Genomic DNA, 25,148 nt, shown 5'->3' on the forward strand with positions numbered 1-25,148 from the left:
AGAACCACCGTGCCCCACCCCTTCACGCCGGTCGCCTCCGTCCCCGTGGACCCGGTCAACGCCCGTGTCCACGAGGAGGGCTGGCAGTCCTGGAGCCCCAGCGGCGCCTACGCCCTCGGCGACAGGCCGTACCGCCCGACCAACGACAACTGGGCGACGGTCTGCTACCGGCCCCAAGTCACCGTCCCTGAGGGAGCCTTCCAGGGCGAGGGGCTGCTGGCCCTGGACCCGGGCGACGGGTCACCGGTCCGTCTGTGGGCGGCAGCCGAGCCCACCAGCGCGGTGCCGTCGATCCGCCTGGTCGTGACGGACGGCGTGGCGGAGGTCACCGCCGACGGGCCGGTGAAGGAGTGGACCGGCGCCGACATCCAGTCGGCGCTGGCCGACTGGGCCGCCGCGCTCGGGCTGTCGGCCCCGCGCCCGGCGCCCACCGTCTGGTGCTCCTGGTACGAGTACTTCACGAACGTCACCGAGGACGACATCCACGAGAACCTCCGTGCGATGGACACCCTCGACCTGCCCGTCGACGTCGTACAGATCGACGACGGCTACCAGTCCGCCCTCGGCGACTGGCTCACCCTCTCCGGCCGCTTCCGCTCCCGCGAGGGCATCGCGGACGCCATCCGGGCCCGGGGCAGAAGGGCCGGCATCTGGACGGCCCCATTCCTCGTCGACCCGGCGAGCGAGCTGGCCACCGAGCACCCCGACTGGCTGGTCCGCGACCCCGACGGCGGCTTCACGCACGCCGGCCGCAACTGGGGCCACGACCTGCGCGTCCTGGACACCACCCACCCGGAGGCGGCGGCGTACCTGACGGACGTCTTCCGCACCCTGCGCGCCGAGGGCTACGACTACTTCAAGGTCGACTTCCTCTACGCGGGCGCGCTGGACGGCGTACGGCACGAGTCGGTGGACGCACTGACCGCGTACCGCGAGGGCATTCGGCTGATCCGGAACGCCATCGGCCCGGACGCCTACCTGCTGGGCTGCGGTGCGCCCGTCCTCCCCTCCATCGGCCTGTTCGACGCGATGCGCGTCAGCCCCGACACGGCCCCGCACCGCCGTCCCGAGGCCGACGACTACAGCCAGCCCGGCCAGGACCCGGCCGAGTTCACCGGCGTCGGACGCCAGTGGCAGCACGGCCGCCTGTGGGTCAACGACCCCGACTGCCTGATGGCCCGCCCGGCCGTCGAGACGCGGGAGCGCTGGGCGGCACACGTGGAGGCGACCAGCGGTCTGATGGCCTCCAGCGACCGCCTGCTGTCGCTGGACGAGTGGGGCGTGGAGACAACGCGCCGCCTTCTCTCGGGAGTCGGCCGATGACCGCCCGCGCCCTGAAGGTTCCGGGCATCGCGTACGGCGGCGACTACAACCCCGAGCAGTGGCCCGAGGAGGTCTGGGCCGAGGACATGCGGCTGATGGCCGAGGCCGGGGTCACCATGGTCAGCGTCAACATCTTCTCCTGGGCGCTGCTGGAGCCGTCCGAGGGCGCGTACGACTTCTCCCGCCTCGACCGCATCCTCGACATGCTCCACGCCCACGGGATCGCCGCCGACCTGGCGACCCCGACGGCCGCGCCGCCCGCATGGTTCTTCGTCGAGCACCCGGACGCCCTGCCGGTGGACAAGGACGGCCGGCGACTGTCGTACGGCAGCCGTCAGACGTTCTGCCCGTCCAGCCCCGCCTACCGCGAGGCGGCCCTGCGGATGGTCGGCGAACTGGCCGGGCGCTACGCCGACCACCCGGCGGTCGTGATGTGGCACGTCCACAACGAGTACGGCTGCCACAACGCGGAGTGCTACTGCGACGTCAGCGCGGAGGCGTTCCGCGCCTGGCTCCAGGACCGGTACGCGAGCCTGGACGCGCTCAACCACGCCTGGGGCACCACCTTCTGGAGCCAGTGGTACTACGACTGGGACCAGATCCTGCCCCCGCGCGCGACCGGCGCGGTCCCGAACCCGACCCACCAGCTGGACTGGCGCCGCTTCAGCAGCGACGCACTGCTGTCCCTGTACGAGGCGGAGCGCGACGTGCTCCGGGAGGCGGCCCCGGCGACCCCCGCCACCACCAACTTCATGGTGATGTACAACTTCGACGCCCTCGACTACTGGCGCTGGGCCCCGCAGCTGGACATCGTCTCCAACGACCACTACCTCCAGTCCGCCGACCCGGAGTCGCAGATCGACATCGCGCTCAGCGGCGATCTCGTACGCTCCCTCGCCGGCGGCCCCTGGCTGCTGATGGAGCACTCCACGGGTGCGGTCAACTGGCAGCCGGTCAACCGGGCCAAGACGGCGGGGGAGTTGCGCCGCAACGCCCTCGGCCATGTGGCGCGCGGCGCCGACGGCATCGCCTACTTCCAGTGGCGGGCGGCCAAGGCGGGCGCCGAGCAGTGGCACTCGGCGATGCTCCCGCACGCCGGAACCGACAGCCAGATCTGGCGGGACGTCGTGCAACTGGGCGCGGACCTGCGGGCGTTGGACGAGGTGCGCGGCAGCGTCGGTGCCGCCGAGGTGGCGATCGTCTGGGACTGGAACGCCCGCTGGGCGGTGGAACTCCCGTCCCAGCCGAGCGGCGAACTGCACTTCCAGGACCTGGTCAGGGCCTGGTACGAGCCCCTGTGGCGCGCGGGCGTCGCCGTGGACTTCGTACGCCCGGACGCGGACCTGTCGTCGTACCGTCTGGTCCTGGCTCCCTCCTTGTATCTGGTCGACGACGAGGGCGCGGCGAACCTCACGGCCTTCGCGGAGCGCGGCGGCACGCTGGCCGTCGGGTTCCACAGCGGCATGGTCGACGCGAACTGCCATGTGCGGCTGGGGGGTTACCCGGGTGCCTTCCGGGAAGCACTCGGCGTGCGCACGGACGAGCTCTTCCCGCTGCTGCCGGGCGAGTCGGTGGGCCTGACCGGTGGTGGCACGGGCGTCCTGTGGTCGGAGCGGGTGCGGCTGGCGGGCGCCGAGGCGGTGGCCTCGTACACCGACGGACCGCTGAGCGGCGTTCCCGCGGTGACGCGCAACTCCCATGGATCAGGCTCCAGTTGGTACCTGGCCACCCAACCGGACCCCGCCACCCTCGCCGGCCTGCTCGACCTGATCCGCCGCGACGCGGGCGTCGAGCCGGTGCGCAAGGCACCCGAGGGCGTCGAGGTGGCGCTGCGGCGGGGAGCCGAGGCCGACTACCTCTTCCTCATCAACCACACCGGGCGGGACGCGGAGGTCGCGGTGGCTCCGGGGGCGGTCGAACTGCTCACGGGGAAGCCGGCCGCCGGCTCGGTGACCGTCGCGGCGGGCGAGGCGGCGGTCGTACGGGAGCCGCGGCGGGACTGAGCGGCCGGGCGGACCCGGGCGTCCTGCGGGCCTGCTGGTCTGACTCCGTCCCGAGGACGCGGTCGAACCCCACGACCGCGTCCTCGGGACGGACGCCGCACGGCTGACTGCGAGGGTCCCCGAGGGACGGAAACTGGGACGGACAACGTCGAAGGGCCCCACCGCGAACGGTGGGGCCCTTCGACATCGTGCCCGGTGAGGCACTGGCGGAGGATACGAGATTCGAACTCGTGAGGGGTTGCCCCCAACACGCTTTCCAAGCGTGCGCCCTAGGCCTCTAGGCGAATCCTCCGCCGGAAACATTACATGACGTTGGAGGGTGCTAGCGAACTCGTTCGGGCGCCCGGCGATCAGGTAGGCTGGGGCTCAGCCCCTCACGCGGCGCTATCTGACTGAACTCCCCCAGGGCCGGAAGGCAGCAAGGGTAGGTCGGCTCTGGCGGGTGCGTGGGGGGTCTTCTCTTGCCCGGATGCTGCCGCCGGGGACAGCTCCCGCCGATGCGCGTGCAGGAGGGGTAAGGAGTGCTCTGTATCGGGACGGTCCGCGTTGTCAGTGGGCGCCTATAACCTCGTAGGCGTGTCGTCTCTCGCGCTGTACCGCCGCTATCGCCCGGAGTCGTTCGCCGAGGTCATCGGGCAGGAGCATGTAACCGACCCGCTGCAGCAGGCGCTGCGCAACAACCGGGTCAATCACGCGTACCTGTTCAGCGGCCCGCGCGGATGCGGCAAGACGACGAGCGCGCGCATCCTGGCCCGCTGCCTGAACTGTGAGCAGGGCCCTACGCCGACGCCGTGCGGCGAGTGCCAGTCCTGCCGTGACCTGGCGCGCAACGGCCCGGGTTCGATCGACGTCATCGAGATCGACGCCGCTTCGCACGGTGGCGTGGACGACGCACGTGAGCTGCGCGAGAAGGCCTTCTTCGGGCCCGCCGCCAGCCGGTACAAGATCTACATCATCGACGAGGCCCACATGGTCACGTCGGCCGGCTTCAACGCCCTGCTGAAGGTCGTCGAGGAGCCCCCGGAGCACCTCAAGTTCATCTTCGCGACCACCGAGCCCGAGAAGGTCATTGGGACGATCCGCTCGCGGACCCACCACTACCCCTTCCGGCTCGTGCCCCCGGGGACGCTGCGCGACTACCTCGGCGAGGTGTGCGGGCGGGAGAACATCCCCGTCGAGGAGGGCGTGCTGCCGCTGGTCGTGCGGGCCGGGCAGGGCTCCGTGCGTGACTCCATGTCCGTCATGGACCAGCTGCTCGCCGGGGCGCGGGAAGAGGGTGTGACGTATGCCATGGCGACCTCCCTCCTCGGCTACACGGAGGGTTCGCTGCTCGACTCCGTGGTCGAGGCGTTCGCGACCGGTGACGGCGCCGCCGCCTTCGAGGTCGTCGACCGCGTCATCGAGGGGGGCAACGACCCGCGCCGCTTCGTCGCCGACCTTCTGGAGCGACTGCGCGACCTGGTGATCCTCGCCGCGGTGCCGGACGCCGGGGAGAAGGGGCTCATCGACGCCCCGGCCGACGTCGTCGAGCGCATGCAGGCCCAGGCGGGCACCTTCGGCGCCGCCGAGCTCAGCCGCGCCGCCGACCTCGTCAACGAGGGCCTGACCGAGATGCGCGGCGCCAACTCGCCCCGACTCCAGCTCGAGCTGATCTGCGCGCGCGTGCTGCTGCCGGCCGCGTACGGGGACGAGCGCTCGGTGATGGCCCGCCTGGACCGCATCGAGCGGGGCGTGAACTTCTCCGGGGGCGGCGGTATGCCCGCCACGGGGTATGCGCCGGGGCCCGAGGCCCATGGTGGAGCGATGCCCGGTCCGGCCGGCGGCCCAGGCGGCGGGCAGGTTCCACCGGGCGGCGGCCCCGCCGCGGCGCGGGCTGCGGTACGGGGCTCGGGAGCGCCGTCGGCAGGTATGCCGGGTGCTGGTGCTGGTGCTGGTGCTGGTGCTGGTGCTGGTGCCGGCGCAGCCGCGCCGGTCGGCCCGGGAGCACCGGCGGCCGCCGCACCCCCGACCACCCCCGCAGAGCCTGCCGCACCGGTCGCCTCACCACCGCCCGCTGCCCCGGCATCCCCCGCTCCCACCCCGACTCCGCCCCCGGCCGCCCCCGGCGCCTGGCCCACCGCGGCCTCCGCAGGCAGCGGCCGACGCCCCGGCGGCTGGCCCACGGCAACTCCGGCGGGCGCCGGCCAGCCTCCGGCCGCGCCCGGCCCACCGGCACCCGCAGCGGGACCCGCACCTACCCCCACCCCCGCCCCACAGGCGCCCGCGTCCCCGGCTCCCACGTATGCGCCCCCGAGCGGCGGCCTCGACCCCCGCATGCTCTGGCCGAACATCCTGGAGGCGGTCAAGAACCGCCGCCGCTTCACCTGGATCCTGCTCAGCCAGAACGCCCAGGTGGCCGGCTTCGACGGCACGACCCTCCAGCTGGGCTTCGTGAACGCGGGCGCCCGCGACAACTTCGCGAGCAGCGGCAGCGAGGACGTACTGAGGCAGGCGCTGGCCGAGCAGTTCAGCGTCCAGTGGAAGATCGAGGCGATCGTCGACCCGTCGGGCGGCTCCGCCCCTCCGCCCCCGGGCGGCCCCTCCGGCTTCAACGGCGGCCAGGGCGGAGGCGGCACGACGGGCTACGGCGGCGGCGCCCCCGGCGGCTACGGATCGGCCGCTCCCGCCCAGCGCCCCGCGTCCCCCCAGCCCACCCCCACGACACCCACGCCGCCAGCATCAGCCTCGGCGTCCCCGGCCACCCCGGCCCCCGCACCCCAGCCCACGGCCCCCGAGCCCCCCGCCCACGTCTCCATCGAGGACGACATCCCCGAGGACGACGACCCCGACCTCAACGAATCGGCCCTCTCCGGGTACGAACTGATCGTGCGGGAGCTGGGGGCGACGGTGATGGAGGAGTTCACGAACGAGTAGGCGGGTCTTCCGGGTACGGGGCCTTCGTGACGCCGGTCACGGCACTTCAGTCCGTCGGGCGTCCGAGGACGAGGCCCCTTGAGGGCCGAAGCGGGGGTCCGGGGCTGCAAGCCCCCAGTGGCGGCCACCCCAAGGCCGGTCCCGACTTGGAGGAACGCACAGGTCACGATCCCCCGCCCGCTCGGCAGCCCACACAAAAACCCCGTTAGGCTGACCCCCGTGAAGGTCCTCGTCATCGGCAGCGGCGCCCGCGAACACGCCCTGTGCCACTCCTTGTCCCTCGACCCCGACGTCACCGCGCTGCACTGCGCCCCCGGCAACGCCGGCATCGCCGAGGTCGCCGAGCTGCACCAGGTCGACGCCCTGGACGGCAAAGCCGTATCCGCGCTGGCCACGGAACTCGGCGCCGACCTCGTGGTCGTGGGCCCGGAGGCACCCCTGGTCGCCGGGGTCGCCGACGCCGTGCGCGAGGCGGGCATCCCGGTCTTCGGCCCCTCCCAGGAGGCCGCGCAGATCGAGGGCTCCAAGGCCTTCGCGAAGGACGTGATGGCCGGGGCCGGGGTCCCCACCGCGCGCTCCTACGTCTGCACGAACCCCGACGAGGTCGAAGAGGCCCTCGACGCCTTCGGCGCCCCCTACGTCGTCAAGGACGACGGTCTCGCCGCCGGCAAGGGCGTCGTCGTCACCGCCGACCTCGAGGCGGCCAAGGCACACGCCAACTCCTGCGAGCGTGTCGTCATCGAGGAGTTCCTCGACGGCCCCGAGGTCTCCCTCTTCGCCATCACCGACGGCGAGACGGTCGTCCCGCTCCAGCCGGCCCAGGACTTCAAGCGCGCCCTGGACGGCGACGAGGGCCCGAACACCGGCGGTATGGGCGCGTACTCGCCGCTCCCGTGGGCCGACCCGAAGCTGGTCGAGGAGGTCATGCAGACCGTCCTCCAGCCGACCGTCGACGAGATGCGCCGCCGCGGCACCCCCTTCTCCGGCCTGCTCTACGCCGGTCTCGCGATCACCTCGCGCGGCGTACGGGTCATCGAGTTCAACGCCCGCTTCGGGGACCCCGAGACCCAGGTGGTCCTCGCCCGCCTGAAGACCCCGCTGGCCGGCGTCCTGCTCGCCGCGGCGAACGGCACCCTCGCCGACCTGGAACCCCTGCGCTGGAGCGACGACGCCGCGGTCACCGTGGTCGTCGCCTCGCACAACTACCCCGGCACCCCGCGCACCGGCGACCCGATCACCGGCCTCGACGAGGTGGCCGCCGAGGACGCCCCGCACGCCTACGTCCTGCACGCGGGTACCAAGCACGACGGCGAGGCGATCGTCAGCGCCGGCGGCCGCGTCCTGTCCGTCACGGCCATCGGCAAGGACCTCGCCAAGGCGCGAGACCGCGCGTACCGGGCCGTCGCCCGCATCCGCCTGGACGGCTCCCAGCACCGCACGGACATCGCGGCGAAGGCGGCGGGCGCCTGACCGCCCGCCCGCTCGGATGAACCGCACAGGCCCCGGATCCGTCTTCGGATTCGGGGCCTGAATGCTGCGTCCACCTCCGAGAACCCGCATTAGAACCCACGTCAAAAACAGAGGCCTGATCCTCGCATTCCGTCATGCACCTCTGACCAAAGCCATTCCATCGAGTGAGCGCTGCCCCATACGGCTGACGGGGCTCAGGGCCCCAACTAGGGTGCGGCGCAAGCGGTCCGGCACTTGGCCCACCGGCATTGCGATGTCAGTGGCGGGTGCCACAGTGGGGGAGTGAGCAACGCCAGGAGAGCCGGGCAGTCAGTACAGCTGGGGAGGGGGTGAGGACCGGTCGTGACCGGTACCGGTATGGGTGTGGAAGCAGGCGCGCAGGCAGCGCGCTCGAGGGCCCTCGCCGTGCTGCGCATCCGCAGCCGGGCGCTGGCCGTGGCTCTGCTGCCCGCGGCAGTCGCCGTGATCCTGCTGGCCGGTGGTTCCACGGACCACCTGGTGGGCCCGTTCTGGCACGCCGCCCGCTGGGTCCTGACCCCGCTCGCCGTCCTCGTGCTGCTCGCCGCCGGCGCCATCGCCCTGGTCGTCGCCCGCGCCCGCCCCGCGGTGAGCCCGACGGTCCCGATCGCCGAGGAGGCGGCCCCGGACCTGTACCGGATGGTGCGCGACCTCGCCGACCGCCTCGACGTCCCCGCCCCGTCCGCGATAGCCCTCACCCCGGACTGCGACAGCTGGCTGGAGGACCGCACCCACCCGGCCCACGGCCCGCCCCCGCCCGAGCACCGCGACGAGATAGCGGGCGCACGGGCCGGGCACCGCCGAGCGACCGCGGCACCCGTCCTGGTCATCGGCTCCCCGTTCCTGTGGTGGATGCGCGTCGGCGAACTGCGCGCGGTCCTCGCCCCGGTCGTCGCCGGTACGGGCCCCTCGGCTCACCCGGACATAGCCGCGGCCCGCCGCTTCGTACGGGGCCTGGACGCGGCGGTGGCCGTCGCCTCGACGCCCGGCCGCTGCCCGCTGACCCGCGCGGTGTGCGCGGGCGTCGGCTGGGTGGCCCGGCTGCTGCTGCGCAGCTGCCGGGAGCACGCGGGCCTGATGGAGCGCGGGGTCGCGGCCGCGGCCGCCGAGCGTGCACAGGCTGTGGACTACGGTCTGCGGATCGTCGCCCAGGAGCAGGTGGGCCTGGCCTACGCCGGCTGGGACCGCCTCCTGACCCGCGTCGCGCTCCCCGCCTGGCGGATGGGCCGCTGGCCCTCGCGCCTGGACGCGGGAGTGGTGGCGGCCCTGACCGAGCTGTCCCGCCGCGACCGCCTGGCCGAGGGCTTCGCCTCCCGCCTGGGCGAGCGCCCCGCCTGCGACCTGCTCGAGGAGCCCGGCACGGTGGACGAGGCGGCCTCGCTCCTCGCCGCCCGCCTCTTCCACGGCGGCCCCGCCGAGCCGGGCCGCGACTGGTCCCCGGTCGACTGGGACGAGTACCCGGAAGAGGTCGTCGACCGCAAATGGCGCACCGACGCGGCCCGCCTCCACCGGGTCCTGGACACCCTGGGCGTGAGCCGCCCCGCCGACCGGACGACCCCGACCCCCGACGGCCCGACCCTGTCGAGAATCCTCGACCACCTCTCGGCCGCCGACATGACCGGGCTCGCCCCCGCCGCGCCGGAGAACGAGCCCGCACCCGACAGCGAAAGCCGCACCGGCGGTGCGGACGGGAACACGATCGACGCCGAAGGCGAGGCCGAGAACGAACGAGCCGCCACCCTCGCCGCAGCCCTCACCACCGAACTCGCCCGCGAGGAACGCGAAGAAGCCGCAGCAACCCCCACCGAGCGAACCGCCGCCGCCCCCGACCCCACCCCCTGGGACGACACCACGCTCCCCCTCTTCCCGCTCCAACCACCCCGCACTGCCCGTGAGTTGCTGACCGATCACGTCACCGCCATGGTCTGCTGCGCCGCCATGGACACCGCAGGCGCAACCCCCGGCCTCGACTGGCTCGACGGCCCCTCCCTCCTCGTCAACGGAGAACGCGCGGCGGACCTGACCCCCCGGATCCTCAGCCTCGTCGAGGACGGAGACCCGGCCCCGCTCCGCACCTGGCTCCGCAAGTCCGGCATACGCCCGGAGAAGCCGGTACGCCTCGTGTGACGGCGCCTCGGACCGCGGTACCGAAAGCCCCGTACGGAGAACCGTTCCGGAGTCCCTCATTCCACTTTCGGCCAATTCGCAACGAATAGTGACCGGCTGCGTGCGTTATGTGATGTGCTGGGACCGATCGGGCACATGGCAAGGGCTTGCGGCACAGACAGGCTCGCCGCAGTCACGCGACACGCGACCACAGGGCATGAGGGAGGGGGGCGACCATGGGGTCGGAGAAGATCCGCCGATGGGAATCCGGAGCGCTGGCGCACGCCGTGACCGACCCCTTCGGCCAGGGCCCCGTCCCCTGGCTCCGCGGCAGCGAGACCTACTTCGACGACACCGGCCAGGTGGTCCCCTGGTACGTGGACGCGACCCAGCAGCCGCCCGACGGCGACACCGCGAACACCCCACGCATCCCGGCCCCGCGAGCCGCCGGAGGCCCCCGCTCGGCCGACGACGTCCGCCGCCAGATCAAGGGCTTCATCTCCACCGGCGCGGTCGCCCCCGGCCAGGCCGTCGACTTCCACATCACGGTCGACCCGCCCCAGGAATTCAGCGTCGACGTCTACCGCATCGGCCACTACGGTGGCGACGGCGCCGCGAAGATCACCACCAGCCCGCGTCTGTCCGGCATCGTCCAGCCCTCGCCGCTCACCGCGGACCGCACGGTCTCCTGCCACCACTGGTGGCTGTCCTGGCGGCTGCAGATCCCGTCGTACTGGAGCATCGGGGCGTATGTCGCCGTCCTCACCACGGCCGACGGTTACCGCTCCCACATCCCCTTCACGGTCCGCGACAACCACCCCGCGGACCTGCTCCTCCTTCTGCCCGACGTGACCTGGCAGGCGTACAACCTCTACCCGGAGGACGGCCGCATCGGCGCCAGCCTCTACCACGCCTGGGACGAACAGGGCCGTCTGCTGGGCGAGTCGGACGCCGCGACCACGGTCTCCTTCGACCGCCCGTACGCCGGCGCAGGCCTCCCCCTCCACGTCGGCCACGCCTACGACTTCATCCGCTGGGCCGAGCGCTACGGCTACGACCTCGCCTACGCCGACGCCCGCGACCTGCACGCAGGGCACGTGGACCCCACCCGCTACCGCGGCCTGGTCTTCCCGGGACACGACGAGTACTGGTCGGTCAACATGCGCCGCACCGTCGAGCTCGCCCGCGAGCACGGGACGTCCCTCGTCTTCCTCTCCGCCAACACCATGTACTGGCAGGTGGAGTTGGGCCCGTCCCCGTCCGGCGTCCCCGACCGCCTGCTCACCTGCCGCAAGCGCAAGGGCCCCGGCAAACCCGTCCTGTGGCGCGAAGTCGACCGCCCCGAGCAGCAGTTGGTCGGTATCCAGTACGCGGGCCGGGTCCCCGAGCCCCACCCCCTGATCGTCCGCAACGCCGACCACTGGCTGTGGGAGGCGACCGGCGCCCACGAGGGCGACGAGATCGAGGGCCTGGTCGCGGGCGAGGCGGACCGCTACTTCCCGCGCACCCCGCTGCCCGAGCACGAGGACCGCATCCTGCTCGCGCACTCCCCGTACACCGACTCCGAGGGCGCCCTCCGCCACCAGGAGACGTCCCTCTACCGGGCCCCGTCCGGCGCCCTGGTCTTCGCGTCCGGGACGTTCGCCTGGTCCCCGTCCCTGGACCGTCCGGGCCACGTCGACACGCGCGTACAGCGCGCCACGGCAAACCTGCTGGACCGCATCTGCAAACGTGACTGAGTTCTCGTACCCAAGCAAGATCCACGCAGCTCGAGCCCACCCCCCACCAAGACCGATTCCAGCCATACGGGAGAATCGACACACTTGGACAGAACCACGGGGAGGAACCGTGTCCGGATTCGTAGAAAAGCCCGAGCCGATCCAGGTTCCGGGCCTGGTTCATCTCCACACCGGCAAGGTGCGCGAGCTGTACCAGAACGAGGCCGGCGACCTCGTGATGGTCGCCAGCGACCGCATCTCCGCCTTCGACTGGGTGCTGCCGACCGAGATCCCCGACAAGGGCCGCGTCCTCACCCAGCTGTCCCTGTGGTGGTTCGACCAGATCGCCGATCTGATCCCCAACCACGTCCTGAGCACCGACCTGCCCGCCGGCGCCCCCGCCGACTGGGCCGGCCGCACTCTCGTCTGCAAGTCGCTGCAGATGGTCCCGGTGGAGGCGGTGGCCCGCGGCTACCTCACCGGCTCCGGCCTGCTGGAGTACAACGAGTCCCGTACGGTCTGTGGCCTCGCCCTCCCCGAGGGCCTGGTCGACGGCAGCGAACTGCCCGCCCCGATCTTCACCCCGGCCACCAAGGCCGAGGTCGGCGAGCACGACGAGAACGTCTCCTACGAGGAGGTGGCCCGCCAGGTCGGCGCCGACACCGCCGCCCAGCTGCGCCAGGCGACCCTCGCCGTCTATGCCCGGGGCCGTGACATCGCCCGGGACCGGGGCATCATCCTCGCGGACACCAAGTTCGAGTTCGGCTTCGACGGCGAGACCCTGGTCCTCGCGGACGAGATCCTCACCCCGGACTCCTCCCGCTTCTGGCCCGCCGACCAGTGGCAGCCGGGGCGCGCGCAGCCGTCGTACGACAAGCAGTTCGTGCGCGACTGGCTGACCTCGCCGGCCTCCGGCTGGGACCGGAAGAGCGAGCAGCCCCCGCCGCCGCTGCCGCAGGAGGTCGTGGACGCGACCCGGGCGAAGTACATCGAGGCGTACGAGCGCCTGACGGGCACGAGCTGGAGCTGACCCCATGACAAAGGCCCCGGTCGTCGACCGGGGCCTTGATCTGGAGCGGACGACGAGGCTCGAACTCGCGACCTCAACCTTGGCAAGGTTGCGCTCTACCAACTGAGCTACGTCCGCACTGCGCCGTGGCGCGAGAGCAACTATACCCAACCCCGCTCCCGTGCGAGCCGCACCGCCGCATGACGGTTCTCCGCCCCGAGCTTCGAGACCGCCGAGGACAGATAGTTGCGCACGGTTCCCTGGGAGAGCGCGGCCCGCTCGGCGATCTCCGCGACCGGCGCCCCGTCGGCGGCGAGTTCCAGCACCTCGGCCTCCCGCGCGGTCAGCGGCGAGTCCCCGGAGGCGATGGCGTCGGCGGCCAATTCCGGGTCCACATACCGCTGTCCGGCATGGACGGTCCGGATGATCTCCGCGAGCCGCTGGGCACTCACCGTCTTCGGGACGAACCCGCGCACCCCCGCCGCGAGCGCCCGCTTCAGATGGCCGGGCCGTCCGTGACTGGTGACGATCAGCACCTGGCAGCCGGGCAGTTCGGCCCGCAGGGATGTGGCGACCTTCACACCGTCCGCGCCGGGCATCTGCAGATCGAGGACGGCGACATCGGGCTCGTGCGCCCGCGCCATCGCCAGCGCCTCGGGCCCGGACGCCGCCTCGGCCACGACCACGAGATCGTCCTCCAGCGCGAGCAGCGCGGCGAGCGCACCCCGGATGAGGTGCTCGTCGTCGGCGAGCAGCAGTCGCACGGGACCCGTCATGCCGTGATCTCACTCACGCCCAGAGGCACTTCGGCCACCACCCGGAACACGTTTCCGCCGACCGGCCCGGCCTCCAGCGTCCCGCCCACCGCCGAGAGCCGCTCCCGCAGCCCGGCCAGCCCGGACCCGCCGTCATCCGTGGGCGGGGACGCGCCATCGTTCTCCACGGTCAGCACCACACACCCCTCGCCGGCCTTCAGTGCAATGTCACATCGCACCGCGTCCCCGTGCCGCAGCACGTTCGTCGTAGCCTCCCGCACGACCCACCCGAGCACCGACTGAACCCCGACCTCCAGCCCGCCGGCCTCCCCGCTCACCTCGCAGCGGATCCCGGCCGCAGTCAACACGCCCTGCGCACCGGCGAGTTCGACCCTGAGATCGGCCTCCCGATATCCCCGCACGACATCCCGCACCTCCCGCTGCGACTCCTGCGCGATCCGCTGCACCTCGATCATCTGGTCCACCGCCTCGGGCCGCCCGCGTCGCGCCAACTGCACCGCGAGCTCGCTCTTCAGCGCGACGACGGCGAGATTGCGCCCCATCACGTCGTGCAGATCCCGCCCGAACCGCAGCCGCTCCTCGGCGACGGCGAGCCGGGCGCGGGTCTCGCGGGCCGCGTCGAGTTCGTAGACGGCGTTGAGCAACCAGACGGAGAAGACTGCGGTGAAGGCGAGGAATCCGGCGCCGAGGAGCACGCCCAGCATGGTGAGCAGGGTGGCGGGCCCGGGAGTGCCCAGCGGGAAGGAGATGATCCCCGCGCCGAGAGCGAAGCCGCCCACGATCGCGTACACGCGCCGCCGCTCACGCACGCCGAGCGAGATGACCCCGGCCGCGACGACCAGGACGACCCCGAAGACCCCGCCCGCCGTGGTGTCGACGCCGTCGCCGTCCGGTCCGTGCTCCGCGATCCCCAGCGCCGTGACGGCGACCACGGCGGTGACGGCGGCGAGCGTCCACAGCAGCCGTACGGGCTGCTCGCGCCGCCCGCGCGTCCAGTCCAGCGCCCGCGACACCGTCACCATGCACGCCACGGCGTGCACCGCCACCAGGCCCAGCAGCGCCCCGCCGAGCCCGGGCCCCAGCGTGCCGACGGCGGGCAGCCCGATCGCCAGAATCTCGGCCACCCCGAAGAAGTGGAACGACCACCGTGTGTACGTCTCGACCTTCGCCGGTGTGCTCTTGCGCCGCCACCAGCCGCCCGCCCGGCTCATCCTCGCGCTCCCCCGTCCGTCAGCGCCGCGGCTCCCACCGGAACCAACGCCGTACAGCAAACACCGCCAACACGGTCCAGGCCAGCGAGGTCGCCACCGCGCCCAGGGCCTCGTAGCCGCTCAACTGCCCGGTGAACCCACCCCGGACCAGCCGGATCGCGGGGGACAGCGGCAGCAGCTCGCAGACGGAGGCGACCCGGTCCGGCAGGACCTCCGGCGGGAGCGCGATGCCCGAGCCCATCATCGACACGAGCACCAGCGGCAGCGCGGTGACCTGCGCGCTCTCCACGGTCCGGGTGAAAGACGCGGTGAGCGCGGCGAGCGCGGCACAGAGCACCAGGCCCGACAGCAATCCCAGCACGGTCAGATACGGCGCCTTGGGCGCCCCCGCATCGAGGATCAGTACGCAGCCTGCGGCGAGCACGAGCGACTGGGCGAGGCCGACGCACGCGGCGGCCAGCGCCGTACCCGTGAGGATCTCCACGTCACCGAGTTCCCCGGTGCGCAGCCGTTTCAGGACGAGCTCCTCGCGCCGGGCGACGAAGGCGCTCACCAGGGCCGTGTACACGGAGAACAGCAAGGAGAAGCCGATCGCGGCCGTCAGCATCACCGCGCCGATGGTCAGCCCCTCCCCCTTGAGGTCCATCTGGTCGACCGCGGGCCGCACACTGAACGGCACCGAGAGCGGCACCAGCAACGCCGTCACCACCGCACTCCGGTTGCGCCCGAGCAGGGTCAGCTCCGCCCGCGCCAGCGCCCGCAGCCGCCGGCCGGTGGGAGCGAGGACCACGCCGCTCATGCCGCCACCTCCCGCTCCCGCGCGATCCCCAGGAACGCCTCCTCCAGCGAGGCCGACCGCACATCGAGCCCCCGCAGCTCCACCCGCGCCCGCTCGGCCCACACCAGCAGTCCGGTGGCCGCCCGCTGCAGCTCCCGCGTCCGCAGCCGTACGACGGGCCCGTCCACCTCGTGCCCGCACACGCCCAGCTCACCGAGCGGCGGCAGGTCCCCGAGGAAGTAGCCGTCGGGCAGCCGGAAGGAGATCCGTGAGGGCTGCTCGGCGGTCACCTCGGCCGGCGTCCCGGTCGCCGCGATGCGCCCCTCGTGCAGGATCGCGAGCCGGTCGGCGAGGCCCTCCGCCTCCTCCAGGTAGTGCGTGGTGAGCAGCACCGTCGTGCCCGTGTCGCGCAGCGCCCGCACCAACTCCCAGGTGTCCCGGCGCCCTTCGGCGTCGAGACCGGTCGTCGGCTCGTCCAGGAACAGCACCTCGGGCCCGCCGAGCAGCGCGAGGGCCAGGTCCAGACGCCGCCGTTCGCCGCCGGACAGCTGCTTGACCCGTACGCCGGCCCGCCGCTCGAGCCCGACGAGGGCGAGCGCCTCGGCCTCGGGCCGCGCCCCGCTGACGCATCCCGCCCACATCCGCGCGGTCTCCGCCACGGTCAGCTCGGACGGAAAGCCGCCCTCCTGCAGCATCACCCCGGTCCTCGGCCGTACGGCGGTCCGGTCCTCGTACGGATCGTGGCCGAGCACCCGCACCCGACCCCCGGCGGGCCGGGCGAGCCCCTCCAGCAGTTCGACGGTCGACGTCTTGCCCGCGCCGTTGGTGCCGAGCAGCGCGAAGATCTCGCCGCGGCCCACGGAGAACGTGATGCCGCGCACCGCCTCGAACCCGCCCCCGTACACACGCCGCAGGTCAGTGACCTCAATCACGTGTTCGCGTTCGTTGTCCATGACTTCAGCGTCCCGGCGAAGTCGGGCCGGGAGCAGTGCGCGCTGTCATCGCTCGGCATGACAAATGTCAGGAGGCCGCAGGCGGACATGAGACAGGACATGAAAAAGCCCCCCGGCCGAAGCCGAGGGGTTTGAATCAAGAGCGGACGACGAGGCTCGAACTCGCGACCTCAACCTTGGCAAGGTTGCGCTCTACCAACTGAGCTACGTCCGCATTGCCTCCGACCGGCTCCCACCGATCGGCGCGAGCACCAGCCTACCTGATCCACAAGAGTGGTTCTGACCGGCGGTGCAGAGCGGGTGACAGGAATTGCACACTGCGCCTTCCCCCTGGAAGGGGGATGTTCTGCTACTGAACTACACCCGCATGTACTCCGTGGGTCCGGCTTTTCGGCCTTGCCCCTCGGCGTGCTCCAGACTCTAGCTGACCAGGAGGGGTGCAGCGCAAGTCGGTTCTCCCGAGGGGCCGGTGACCGGTCGTCGGCAGCGGCTCACTGCGCCGCGCTGAACGCCTCGTAGACCTTCTTGGGGATCCGGCCGCGGGCCGGGACGTCCATCTTGTTGGCCTGGGCCCAGGCCCGGACGGCCGCCGGGTCGGGGGCGACCTCGGTCTGGCGGTACGCCTTGCCCGACTTGGACCGCTTGCGGCCGGCCTCCACGTAGGGCTCGAGCGCCTTACGCAGTTTCTTGGCATTGGCTTGATTCAGGTCGATCTCGTACGACTTGCCGTCGAGTCCGAAGGCGATCGTTTCCGCCGCTTCCGAGCCGTCGATGTCGTCAAAGAGAGTGACCACGACCTTCTGCGCCACGAATATCGGTCCCTTCGTGCGACACCGCAATCTGCGAAGACGTGGATGACGTGCCACGACGTCGCGGAGATGTCGACTGTCCGCCAGTTAATGGGCAAAGTATCGGCTAATGACAATTCATTTGTACAGTGCCCGGCATTGCAATGTGAAGCCCGACTAAATCTTCCCGCGTGTCCCTCGCGCAATAGGTCTGGGGCATCGATCCGGGATCTTTCCCTGAACTTTTCGTGAAGGCCCCCGTCCGATGCCGAATCGTGATGGCGGTCACGTAGTTTCCTACAACTCTACTCGCGTAGAAATTTTGTGCAGGTAGTCTGAAGCCACCTGCTCAGCACCACACCACCGGGAGTGCCCGTGGCACGCGTCGTAGTCGACGTCATGCTCAAGCCGGAGATCCTCGACCCCCAGGGCCAGGCGGTGCAGCGCGCACTGCCGCGTCTGGGTTTCGAAGGCATCGCCGACGTACGTCAGGGAAAGCGATTCGAACTGGAAGTTGACGGCCCGGTCGACGAGGCCGCGCTCGCCCGCATCCACGATCTTGCGGAATCCTTCCTCGCCAACACCGTGATCGAGGACTTCACCGTCAAGGTGGAGGAAGTCGCGGAGGCCGCGAAGTGACCGCTCGTATTGGCGTCGTCACTTTCCCCGGCAGCCTCGACGACCGGGACACACAGCGCGCGATCCGCCTCGCGGGCGCCGAGCCGGTCGCCCTCTGGCACAAGGACAAGGACCTCCATCAGGTCGACGCGGTCGTCCTTCCCGGTGGTTTCTCCTACGGCGACTATCTGCGGGCCGGCGCCATCTCCCGCTTCTCGCCGGTGATGGAGACGGTCATCGAGCAGGCGAAGGCCGGCCTCCCGGTCCTCGGTATCTGCAACGGCTTCCAGATCCTCACCGAGGCGCACCTGCTGCCCGGCGGAATGCTCGGCAATGATCACCTGCACTTCATCTGCCGTGACCAGAAGCTGCGGGTGGAGAACGCGGACACCGCCTGGACCGTCGACTACGAGTCCGGCCAGGAGATCCACATCCCGCTGAAGAACATGGACGGCCGCTACGTCGCCGACCAGTACACGCTGGACAAGCTGGAGGCCGAGGGGCGGGTCGCCTTCCGCTACCTCGACTTCAACCCCAACGGCTCGCTCAACGACATCGCCGGCATCACCAACGAGGCCGGGAACGTCGTAGGCCTCATGCCGCACCCGGAGCACGCCGTCGAGCCCCTCATCGGGTCGGGCCGCACCGACGGCCTCCCCTTCTTCACCTCGATCCTCAAGAAGCTGGTCAACGTATGAGCCGGACGCCTCTGGACACGGTCGAGCACGCGGCCGCGACCCCCGACGTCGAGCTGCCCTGGGCCGAACTCGGCCTGAAGAAGGACGAGTACGAGCGGGTGGTGGAGATCCTCGGCCGCCGGCCCACCGGTGCCGAGCTCGCCATGTACTCCGTCATGTGGTCCGAGCACTGCAGCTACAAGAGCAGCAAGGTGCACCTGCGCCAGTTCGGCGAGAAGGCCCCCCAGTCCGATGCACTGCTCGTGGGCATCGGCGAGAACGCCGGTGTCGTCGACGTCGGCCAGGGCTACGCCGTGACCTTCAAGGTCGAGTCGCACAACCACCCGTCGTACGTCGAGCCCTACCAGGGCGCGGCCACCGGCGTCGGCGGCATCGTGCGCGACATCATCGCGATGGGTGCGCGGCCGGTGGCGGTCGTCGACCCGCTGCGGTTCGGTGCCGCTGATCACCCCGACACCAAGCGGGTGCTGCCGGGCGTCGTCGCCGGCATCGGCGGCTACGGCAACTGTCTGGGCCTGCCGAACATCGGCGGCGAGGTCGTCTTCGACTCCTGCTACCAGGGCAACCCGCTGGTCAACGCCGGTGCCATCGGCGTGATGCGGCACGAGGACATCCACCTCGCGAAGGCGTCCGGCGCGGGCAACAAGGTCATCCTGTACGGGGCCCGGACCGGCGGCGACGGCATCGGCGGCGCGTCGATCCTCGCCTCCGAGACCTTCGACGACGCCAAGCCGTCGAAGCGTCCGGCCGTGCAGGTCGGTGACCCCTTCCAGGAGAAGCTCCTCATCGAGTGCACCCTGGAGGCCTTCAAGGAGAAGCTGGTCGTCGGTATCCAGGACCTGGGTGCGGCCGGTCTGTCGTGTGCCACGTCCGAGCTGGCCTCGAACGGCTCCGGCGGCATGCGCGTCACCCTGGACGACGTACCGCTGCGTGACTCCACCCTCTCGCCCGAGGAAATCCTCATGAGCGAGTCGCAGGAGCGCATGTGCGCGGTCGTGGAGCCGGGGAAGGTCGACCGGTTCCTGGAGATCTGCGACAAGTGGGATGTCATCGCCACGGTGATCGGTGAGGTCACCGACGGCGACCGCCTCGAGATCTACTGGCACGGCGGCAAGATCGTCGACGTCGACCCGCGGACGGTCGCGCACGACGGTCCGGTCTACGAGCGGCCGTACGCCCGCCCGTCCTGGCAGGACGAGCTGCAGGCCGACGACGCGGGCAAGCTCGCGCGGCCCGCGAACTCGGCGGAGCTGAAGGACCAGGTCCTGAAGCTGGTCGCCTCTCCCAACCAGGCCTCCAAGAAGTGGATCACTTCGCAGTACGACCACTTCGTGCAGGGCAACACGGTGCTGGCCCAGCCGGAGGACTCCGGCATGATCCGCATCGACGAGGAGAGCGGCCTCGGTGTCGCCATCGCGACCGACGGCAACGGCCGGTACGCGAAGCTCGACCCGTACGCGGGCGCGCAGTTGGCGCTCGCGGAGGCGTACCGCAATGTCGCCACCACCGGTGCCAAGCCCCTCGCGGTCTCCGACTGCCTGAACTTCGGTTCGCCCGAGGACCCGGCCGTCATGTGGCAGTTCGCGGAGGCCATCCGTGGGCTCGCCGACGCCTGCCAGCAGTTGGGCACCCCGGTGACCGGCGGCAACGTCTCGCTCTACAACCAGACCGGCGAGGTGGCCATCCACCCGACCCCGGTCGTCGCGGTCCTGGGCGTCATCGACGACGTCGCCCGCCGTACGCCGGTCGCCTTCCAGGAGGAGGGGCAGCTGCTCTACCTCCTCGGCGACACGCGTGAGGAGTTCGGCGGTTCGGCCTGGTCGCAGGTCGTGCACAACCACCTCGGCGGTCTGCCGCCCAAGGTCGACCTGGAGCGCGAGCGGCTGCTCGGCGAGATCCTGATCTCCGCCAGCCGCGACGGCATGATCGACTCCGCGCACGACCTGTCCGACGGCGGTCTGATCCAGGCGGTCGTGGAGTCGGCGCTGCTCGGCGGCAAGGGCGCGCGTCTGGTCGTACCGGACGGGCTCGACGCCTTCACCCTCCTCTTCTCCGAGTCGGCGGGACGCGCGGTCGTCGCCGTGCCGCGCTCGGAGGAGGTCCGCTTCAACGACATGTGCGGGGCGCGCGGGCTGCCCGTCACCCGCATCGGTGTCGTGGACGGTGACTCGGTCGAGCTCCAGGGCGAGTTCGAGCTGCCCCTGGCGGAGCTGCGCGAGGCCCACGAGGCGACGATCCCGGCGCTGCTCGCCTGATCCCTTTCGGGAGTAGACGACGAAGGCCCCGCCCGTTTCGAACGGGCGGGGCCTTCGGGCTTCCTGCAGCAGTCCTCGGTCTTCGTCAAGCGGCTTTCCTCAGGCGTTCACCGGCTCCTTCGCCGGCTCCGAAGTGACCGTCCGGGGGCCGGACTCGGGCAGCCGCAGCGCCAGCAGCGACGCCACCGCCATGATCCCGGCGCCGCACCAGAACACCACGCCGGTCGCGTCGATGAAGGCGTGCACGCCCTGGGTGTGGGCTGTTCCCGTGAGGCGGGCCAGGACGCTGACGTCGCCGCCGGGGCCGTCGGACGTGTACAGGCGGGTCAGGACGGTGCCGAAGAGGGCGGTGCCCAGGGCGCTGCCGATGTTCTGGAAGTAGCGGATGGAGGTGGTCGCGACGCCGAGTTGTGGACGCGGGGCCGCTTCCTGGACCAGGAGGATCAGCTGACCCAACAGCTGCCCGAACCCGGCCCCGACCAGCAGGAGTTCGGCTCGGATCAGCCAGAGCGAGGTGTCGGGGGCGATCGTCGTGGCAAGGAGCACGAAGGCGAGGGCGGCGGTGGCCGTGCCGCTGATGGTGAAGGTGCGAGAGGTCCAGCCGCGGGCGCTGAGGGGGCCGGCGAGCAGTCCGGTGGCCGACATGCCGACCGCCATCGGGAGCAGATAGAGGCCCGCGGAGGAGCTGCTGAGACCGCGGACGATCTGCAGGTAGATGAGCACGTAGTAGATCGCGCCCATCATGGCGGCGCCCGTGATCGCCTGGATGGCGAAGCCGAGGCGCAGTTCGCGGATGCGGAACAGGCCGAGGGGCATGACCGGTTCGGGCGCGCGGAGCTGGCGCCACAGGAACAGGGCGAGGGCGACGACGGCCCCGGCGAACAGGCCGAGCACGACCGGCGAGGACCAGGCGTACTTCTTGCCGCCCCAGTCGGTGACCAGGAGCAGCGCGCTGGAGAAGGCGGCCGCGAGCAGGGCACCGGCGTAGTCGAGCGGCCGGCGGACGTGGTGTTCGGGCAGCTTGAGGGCGAAGGCGGAGGCGGCGAGGACCGCGAGACCGACCGGCAGGTTGATGTAGAAGATCCAGCGCCAGCTCGCGTGGTCCGCCAGCAGGCCGCCGATCCAGGGGCCGACCGCCATCGCGCCGCCGGCGACGAGTCCGCCCATGTTGGTGCCCTTGCCGGCGCCCTTGTCCTCCGGGCCCTTGAGATGGGCGATGACCACCATCGTCACGCTCATCAGGCCGCCACCGCCCAGGCCCTGCACGGCGCGGGCCGCGATGAGCTGGTCCATCGACTGGGCGGCTCCGCACAGCGCGGAGCCGAGCAGGAAGGTGGCGATCGCGCCGGTGAAGACGCGCTTCGGGCCGAGGACGTCGCACAGCTTGCCGTACAGCGGGAGCAGTGCTGCCGACGCCAGCGCGAACGCGCTGATCAGCCAGGGGATCTTGTCGATGCCGTGGTCGGGGTCGAGGTCCCGGACGATCGGGACGGTGGCCGCGGACACGATCTGCATGTCCAGGACGGCCAGGACGATCGTGACGAGGCAGACGAGGAAGCCGATCTTGCGCTGGGTCTCGGTCATGGGCATCACCATGCCGTGAGTTTGTGTACCCAGTCAATGTTTTATCTGGGATGAAAGTTCGGCCTGGGCTAAATTTCGCCTTGGTAAGGTGGCAACATGGCTGATCAGGCGATGGGACTGCGCGAGCGGAAGAAGTTGCAGACGGCGCAGCGGATCTATCGGGCCGCGGTCACGCTGTTCGTCGAGCGCGGCTTCGACAACGTCTCGGTGCAGGAGATCGCCGACGCGGCCGAGGTCTCGAAGATGACCGTCTTCAACTACTTCGGCACGAAGGAAGACCTGGTCTTCATGCCCGTCGAGGACCACTTCGGGGACGCGGCCCGCGCGGTGCGGGAGCGGAAGCCGGGCGAGACGGCCGTGGACGCCGTACGCCGGCAGTTCCTGGAGATGGTCGAGGCCCGCGACCCCGCGCTCGGGCTGCACGCCGAACCCTTCGCCCGCCAGGTGCGCCAACTCGTCCGGGACACCCCGGTGTTGATGGAGCGCGCCTTCGTCGGCGCCCAGAAGGGCACCAGGGAACTCGCCGATCTACTGGCCGAGGAGACGGGCGACCGCACCCTCGCCCTGATCGCCGCCGCCACGCTCAGCGCCGCCCGCAACGCCCTGATCGAGGAGTACGTCGGCCGCATCGCCGCAGGCGACAGCCCCGAGGCGGTCGCCGCGGACGCACCCGCCCTGGCCGAGCGGGCCTTCGCGCTGGTGGAGCAGGGACTGGAGGGATACGCGCGCAGGTCGTGAGGTTCCTGTGGCCGAACGACCGTGTTGTCAGTGGCGGTTGGTAGCTTCGGCAGTGCTTGGAGTTGTACGGGGGACGAGTTCTACGGGGGACGGGGGAGCGGTGCGAGTACCGGAGCGTGCGCGGAAGTCCGTGAACGTGCTGCTGTGCCTGGTCGCGGTCGCCGGGATCGGCTGGAGCGGCAAGGAGATCTGGCAGGTCCTGAGAGGGCGGCAGCAGATCGACGAGGCCTGCGCGGGCCTCGTCCCGGCCGGGCGCGTGCTCGCGCTGTCCCCGGCGGGCGGCACCATCACTCACCGGGTGGCCGACGAGGGCACCATCGAGCTGGACGCCGGACTGCCGCAGGACTGCGAGATATTCAGCACCGAAGCGGGCGAGAAGGGCGGTTCGCGCAGCGGCGAGCGCTGGTTCTTCACAGGTGCGGTGGGCGCTGTGGGGCAGGGCGAGGGGCTGAGCCCCGAGGCTTCGTGGGACGACCTCCTCGACCCGGGCGGCCCGTACAGCGACCACACCTATCCCGACCAACCGCTCGGCGGCGGCATCGCGGGCATCGTCACGGACACCGGCGTCACGGTCGAACTCCCCTGCGCCAAGGGCGTGTCCGACGGCCGGCGGGTGAAGGCGCTGTGGGCCCGGGCCTCGTTCCTGGAGTCGGAGACACCCTTCAGCGACAACGGCCAGCCCACCGCCCATGACCGCGGCATCCTCGCCGAGACGGCCGTGATCACCGCCAACCGCCTCGCCGGACGCCTCGGCTGCACCGAGCGCCTGCCCGACCCGCCGGACGACATACCCGCCCTCGTCGAGGGCCCGACCCCGGCAGCCGAGGCCGAGGGCACCTGCGCCTGGTACCGCAGGACGGGCCTCGCGGACCGCACGCTCTACGCCGACCAGGTCCTCGAAAGCCGGACGGACCCCAAGGCGTGGGACGAGCGCTGCGCCCTCGTGCTCGGCGACACCCGCGCCAACACCCTCTACGCGGCCCACGCGGACGAACTGGACAGCGTCTACCGCCCGGACCGCCCGGGCCGGTACTTCGCCGCCTTCCACACCTACTCCGGGGAGAACGCGAAGAACATCCACCTGCCGAACGTCGACTCCCACGAGACCCCGGTCGCCGCCGAGCCGGGCAGGGCCGGCCGCGGCGACGACGAACCGGCCTGGTGGGCCTCCTCGGTCTGCTCCGGAAAGCCCCAGATCCACACCATGACCCTGTCCTACGGCTACGAGAAGCTGGCCACGGCCGCCTACGAGAAGGTCTTCCGCGCCTACGTCGACGACGTCACCGCACGCCGCGGCTGCACGGACGTCAAATTCCCCGCCACCTCGGCCTTCCACGCGGATTAGGCTCACCGCCATGCCCACGGTCAAGAAGCGCGCCCGTACGTACGACTCCGCCAAGATCCGCAAGGCCCTGTCGGCCCAGTTCGGAAACGTACAGGAGGCCGTGCGCGCCTTGACTCCGGAGCAGTTGGCGCTCCCCACGCGGCTCGGCGAGTGGACCGTCCGGGACCTGGCCGCGCACGTGACCATGGCCGTGGAGACCGTCAGCCGCAACCTCGAGCGTGACGAGCCGGCGGAGCCGGAACTGACGCTCCTGGAGTGGCCGTTCGCCACCGCCACCCGCGCCGCCGACATCGCCGACGGCACCCGCGGCCTCGCCGAGGCCAACCCCGACCTCGCCGCCCTCTACTCCCGCACCGCCGAGCGCTTCACCGATGCCCTCGCCACCGCCCCCGACACCCGCGTCCTGGCCGCCCGTACCGGCGCCATGACCCTCGCCGACTACCTGGTCACCCGCACCGTAGAACTCGTCGTCCACACCGACGACCTGAACGCCGCCGTCCCGGGACTCGAGGTGCCGTACGACCGCCAGGCCCTCGCCGCCTGCACCCGGCTGCTCGCCGACGCCCTGGCCGCCAGGGCGCCCGGCGGCTCCACCGAGGTGCGGATCCCGCCGTACGCCGTCGTGCAGTGCATCGAGGGCCCCCGGCACACCCGCGGCACCCCGCCGAACGTCGTCGAGACCGACCCGCTGACCTGGATCCGGCTCGCGACCGGGAGGGTGGCGTGGAAGGACGCCGTGGAGGAGGCCGCGGTCAGCGCCAGTGGGGAACGGGCGGACCTGAGCGCCCTGCTGCCGCTGATGGCGTGAGCCGGCGGAACCGGACTCCCGTCCCTCCCGTCCCAT

At 71.5% G+C, this 25,148-nt stretch carries 19 protein-coding genes, 4 tRNA genes and 1 other RNA gene; 14 read left to right on the forward strand and 10 right to left on the reverse strand.

Translation table 11 applies throughout. The features are described 5' to 3' along the window. The first annotated feature begins 9 nt into the window (after window positions 1-9). Window positions 10-1,323, forward strand: a complete 1,314-nt coding sequence (locus ACFY1L_RS35435) for a glycoside hydrolase family 36 protein (protein WP_388833423.1) — start codon at window positions 10-12, stop codon at window positions 1,321-1,323. Beyond that, on the forward strand, window positions 1,320-3,326 hold the full coding sequence (locus ACFY1L_RS35440) for a beta-galactosidase (RefSeq protein ID WP_388833426.1): 2,007 nt from the start codon (window positions 1,320-1,322) through the stop codon (window positions 3,324-3,326). Before ACFY1L_RS35435 ends, ACFY1L_RS35440 begins: the two co-directional genes overlap by 4 nt. Before the next feature lie 204 nt (window positions 3,327-3,530). On the opposite strand, the gene ACFY1L_RS35445 is transcribed toward ACFY1L_RS35440, so the two are convergent. Beyond that, window positions 3,531-3,618, reverse strand: a tRNA-Ser gene (locus tag ACFY1L_RS35445). A gap of 73 nt (window positions 3,619-3,691) precedes the next feature. Here ACFY1L_RS35445 and ffs point away from each other — a divergent pair. From ffs to ACFY1L_RS35475, 6 genes are all read left to right on the forward strand, one after another. Continuing rightward, window positions 3,692-3,788: signal recognition particle sRNA small type (gene ffs, locus ACFY1L_RS35450), an RNA gene on the forward strand. Window positions 3,789-3,902: 114 nt separating this feature from the next. Then, the gene (locus tag ACFY1L_RS35455) at window positions 3,903-6,239 is read left to right on the forward strand and encodes a DNA polymerase III subunit gamma and tau (protein WP_388833429.1); all 2,337 of its coding nucleotides are present in this window, start codon (window positions 3,903-3,905) and stop codon (window positions 6,237-6,239) included. A gap of 219 nt (window positions 6,240-6,458) precedes the next feature. Further along, complete coding sequence (purD, locus tag ACFY1L_RS35460) at window positions 6,459-7,709, forward strand: phosphoribosylamine--glycine ligase (RefSeq protein ID WP_388833432.1); 1,251 nt, start codon at window positions 6,459-6,461, stop codon at window positions 7,707-7,709. Between the two features lie 357 nt (window positions 7,710-8,066). Beyond that, a complete protein-coding gene (locus ACFY1L_RS35465) occupies window positions 8,067-9,854 on the forward strand; it encodes a hypothetical protein (protein ID WP_388833656.1) in 1,788 nt (595 codons plus the stop codon). A 215-nt stretch (window positions 9,855-10,069) separates the two neighbouring features. After that, on the forward strand, window positions 10,070-11,572 hold the full coding sequence (locus ACFY1L_RS35470) for a N,N-dimethylformamidase beta subunit family domain-containing protein (RefSeq protein ID WP_388833435.1): 1,503 nt from the start codon (window positions 10,070-10,072) through the stop codon (window positions 11,570-11,572). A gap of 109 nt (window positions 11,573-11,681) precedes the next feature. Further along, entirely contained in the window at window positions 11,682-12,581 is a 900-nt protein-coding gene (locus ACFY1L_RS35475; RefSeq protein WP_388833438.1) for a phosphoribosylaminoimidazolesuccinocarboxamide synthase, read from the forward strand. 41 nt (window positions 12,582-12,622) lie between these two features. Here the strand turns inward: ACFY1L_RS35475 and ACFY1L_RS35480 are convergent. The 8 genes from ACFY1L_RS35480 to ACFY1L_RS35515 form a co-directional block, all read right to left on the reverse strand. Beyond that, a tRNA-Gly gene (locus ACFY1L_RS35480) sits at window positions 12,623-12,698 on the reverse strand. A 23-nt stretch (window positions 12,699-12,721) separates the two neighbouring features. Beyond that, entirely contained in the window at window positions 12,722-13,336 is a 615-nt protein-coding gene (locus ACFY1L_RS35485) for a response regulator (RefSeq protein WP_388833440.1), read from the reverse strand. Beyond that, window positions 13,333-14,547 (reverse strand): sensor histidine kinase, encoded by a 1,215-nt coding sequence (locus tag ACFY1L_RS35490; protein WP_388833443.1) that lies wholly within the window; start codon window positions 14,545-14,547, stop codon window positions 13,333-13,335. Before ACFY1L_RS35490 ends, ACFY1L_RS35485 begins: the two co-directional genes overlap by 4 nt. A gap of 19 nt (window positions 14,548-14,566) precedes the next feature. Then, window positions 14,567-15,346, reverse strand: a complete 780-nt coding sequence (locus tag ACFY1L_RS35495) for an ABC transporter permease (RefSeq protein ID WP_388833446.1) — start codon at window positions 15,344-15,346, stop codon at window positions 14,567-14,569. Beyond that, window positions 15,343-16,278, reverse strand: a complete 936-nt coding sequence (locus ACFY1L_RS35500; RefSeq protein WP_388833449.1) for an ABC transporter ATP-binding protein — start codon at window positions 16,276-16,278, stop codon at window positions 15,343-15,345. Before ACFY1L_RS35500 ends, ACFY1L_RS35495 begins: the two co-directional genes overlap by 4 nt. A gap of 141 nt (window positions 16,279-16,419) precedes the next feature. Continuing rightward, window positions 16,420-16,492, reverse strand: a tRNA-Gly gene (locus ACFY1L_RS35505). 81 nt (window positions 16,493-16,573) lie between these two features. After that, window positions 16,574-16,645: transfer RNA gene (locus ACFY1L_RS35510), tRNA-Gly, on the reverse strand. A gap of 124 nt (window positions 16,646-16,769) precedes the next feature. Next, on the reverse strand, window positions 16,770-17,087 hold the full coding sequence (locus tag ACFY1L_RS35515) for an Lsr2 family protein (protein ID WP_361273819.1): 318 nt from the start codon (window positions 17,085-17,087) through the stop codon (window positions 16,770-16,772). A gap of 354 nt (window positions 17,088-17,441) precedes the next feature. Here ACFY1L_RS35515 and purS point away from each other — a divergent pair, with 354 nt between their 5' ends. The 3 genes from purS to purL are packed head-to-tail and all read left to right on the forward strand — an operon-like array spanning window position 17,442 to window position 20,637. Continuing rightward, window positions 17,442-17,705 carry a phosphoribosylformylglycinamidine synthase subunit PurS gene (purS, locus tag ACFY1L_RS35520; protein ID WP_097253685.1) on the forward strand — a complete coding sequence of 88 codons (264 nt, stop codon included), beginning with the start codon at window positions 17,442-17,444 and terminating at the stop codon, window positions 17,703-17,705. Continuing rightward, window positions 17,702-18,382 carry a phosphoribosylformylglycinamidine synthase subunit PurQ gene (purQ, locus tag ACFY1L_RS35525; RefSeq protein WP_388833454.1) on the forward strand — a complete coding sequence of 227 codons (681 nt, stop codon included), beginning with the start codon at window positions 17,702-17,704 and terminating at the stop codon, window positions 18,380-18,382. The genes purS and purQ overlap by 4 nt, the downstream gene beginning before the upstream one ends. Further along, window positions 18,379-20,637, forward strand: a complete 2,259-nt coding sequence (gene purL / locus ACFY1L_RS35530; protein ID WP_388833457.1) for a phosphoribosylformylglycinamidine synthase subunit PurL — start codon at window positions 18,379-18,381, stop codon at window positions 20,635-20,637. Before purQ ends, purL begins: the two co-directional genes overlap by 4 nt. 99 nt (window positions 20,638-20,736) lie before the next feature. Here the strand turns inward: purL and ACFY1L_RS35535 are convergent, their stop codons facing one another. Then, complete coding sequence (locus ACFY1L_RS35535) at window positions 20,737-22,221, reverse strand: MFS transporter (RefSeq protein WP_388833459.1); 1,485 nt, start codon at window positions 22,219-22,221, stop codon at window positions 20,737-20,739. Window positions 22,222-22,317: 96 nt separating this feature from the next. On the opposite strand from ACFY1L_RS35535, the gene ACFY1L_RS35540 reads away from it, so the two are divergent. From ACFY1L_RS35540 to ACFY1L_RS35550, 3 genes are all read left to right on the forward strand, one after another. After that, complete coding sequence (locus ACFY1L_RS35540; protein ID WP_388833462.1) at window positions 22,318-22,959, forward strand: TetR/AcrR family transcriptional regulator; 642 nt, start codon at window positions 22,318-22,320, stop codon at window positions 22,957-22,959. A 100-nt stretch (window positions 22,960-23,059) separates the two neighbouring features. Beyond that, a complete protein-coding gene (locus ACFY1L_RS35545; RefSeq protein WP_388833465.1) occupies window positions 23,060-24,304 on the forward strand; it encodes a hypothetical protein in 1,245 nt (414 codons plus the stop codon). A gap of 10 nt (window positions 24,305-24,314) precedes the next feature. Beyond that, on the forward strand, window positions 24,315-25,112 hold the full coding sequence (locus ACFY1L_RS35550; protein WP_388833468.1) for a sterol carrier family protein: 798 nt from the start codon (window positions 24,315-24,317) through the stop codon (window positions 25,110-25,112). Window positions 25,113-25,148 lie beyond the last annotated feature (36 nt).

The organism is Streptomyces sp. NPDC001663, assembly GCF_042893105.1.
Classification (GTDB): domain Bacteria; phylum Actinomycetota; class Actinomycetes; order Streptomycetales; family Streptomycetaceae; genus Streptomyces.

Excerpts from the sequence above, each read along its gene's own strand:
- ACFY1L_RS35440 (WP_388833426.1), top strand. The coding sequence starts at position 1,320 with ATGACCGCCCGCGCCCTGAAGGTTCCGGGCATCGCGTACGGCGGCGAC.
- ACFY1L_RS35465 (WP_388833656.1), top strand. The coding sequence starts at position 8,067 with ATGGGTGTGGAAGCAGGCGCGCAGGCAGCGCGCTCGAGGGCCCTCGCC.
- ACFY1L_RS35470 (WP_388833435.1), top strand. The coding sequence starts at position 10,070 with ATGGGGTCGGAGAAGATCCGCCGATGGGAATCCGGAGCGCTGGCGCAC.
- ACFY1L_RS35485 (WP_388833440.1), bottom strand. The coding sequence starts at position 13,336 with ATGACGGGTCCCGTGCGACTGCTGCTCGCCGACGACGAGCACCTCATC.
- ACFY1L_RS35490 (WP_388833443.1), bottom strand. The coding sequence starts at position 14,547 with ATGAGCCGGGCGGGCGGCTGGTGGCGGCGCAAGAGCACACCGGCGAAG.
- ACFY1L_RS35495 (WP_388833446.1), bottom strand. The coding sequence starts at position 15,346 with ATGAGCGGCGTGGTCCTCGCTCCCACCGGCCGGCGGCTGCGGGCGCTG.
- ACFY1L_RS35500 (WP_388833449.1), bottom strand. The coding sequence starts at position 16,278 with ATGGACAACGAACGCGAACACGTGATTGAGGTCACTGACCTGCGGCGT.
- purL (WP_388833457.1), top strand. The coding sequence starts at position 18,379 with ATGAGCCGGACGCCTCTGGACACGGTCGAGCACGCGGCCGCGACCCCC.
- ACFY1L_RS35535 (WP_388833459.1), bottom strand. The coding sequence starts at position 22,221 with ATGACCGAGACCCAGCGCAAGATCGGCTTCCTCGTCTGCCTCGTCACG.
- ACFY1L_RS35540 (WP_388833462.1), top strand. The coding sequence starts at position 22,318 with ATGGCTGATCAGGCGATGGGACTGCGCGAGCGGAAGAAGTTGCAGACG.
- ACFY1L_RS35550 (WP_388833468.1), top strand. The coding sequence starts at position 24,315 with ATGCCCACGGTCAAGAAGCGCGCCCGTACGTACGACTCCGCCAAGATC.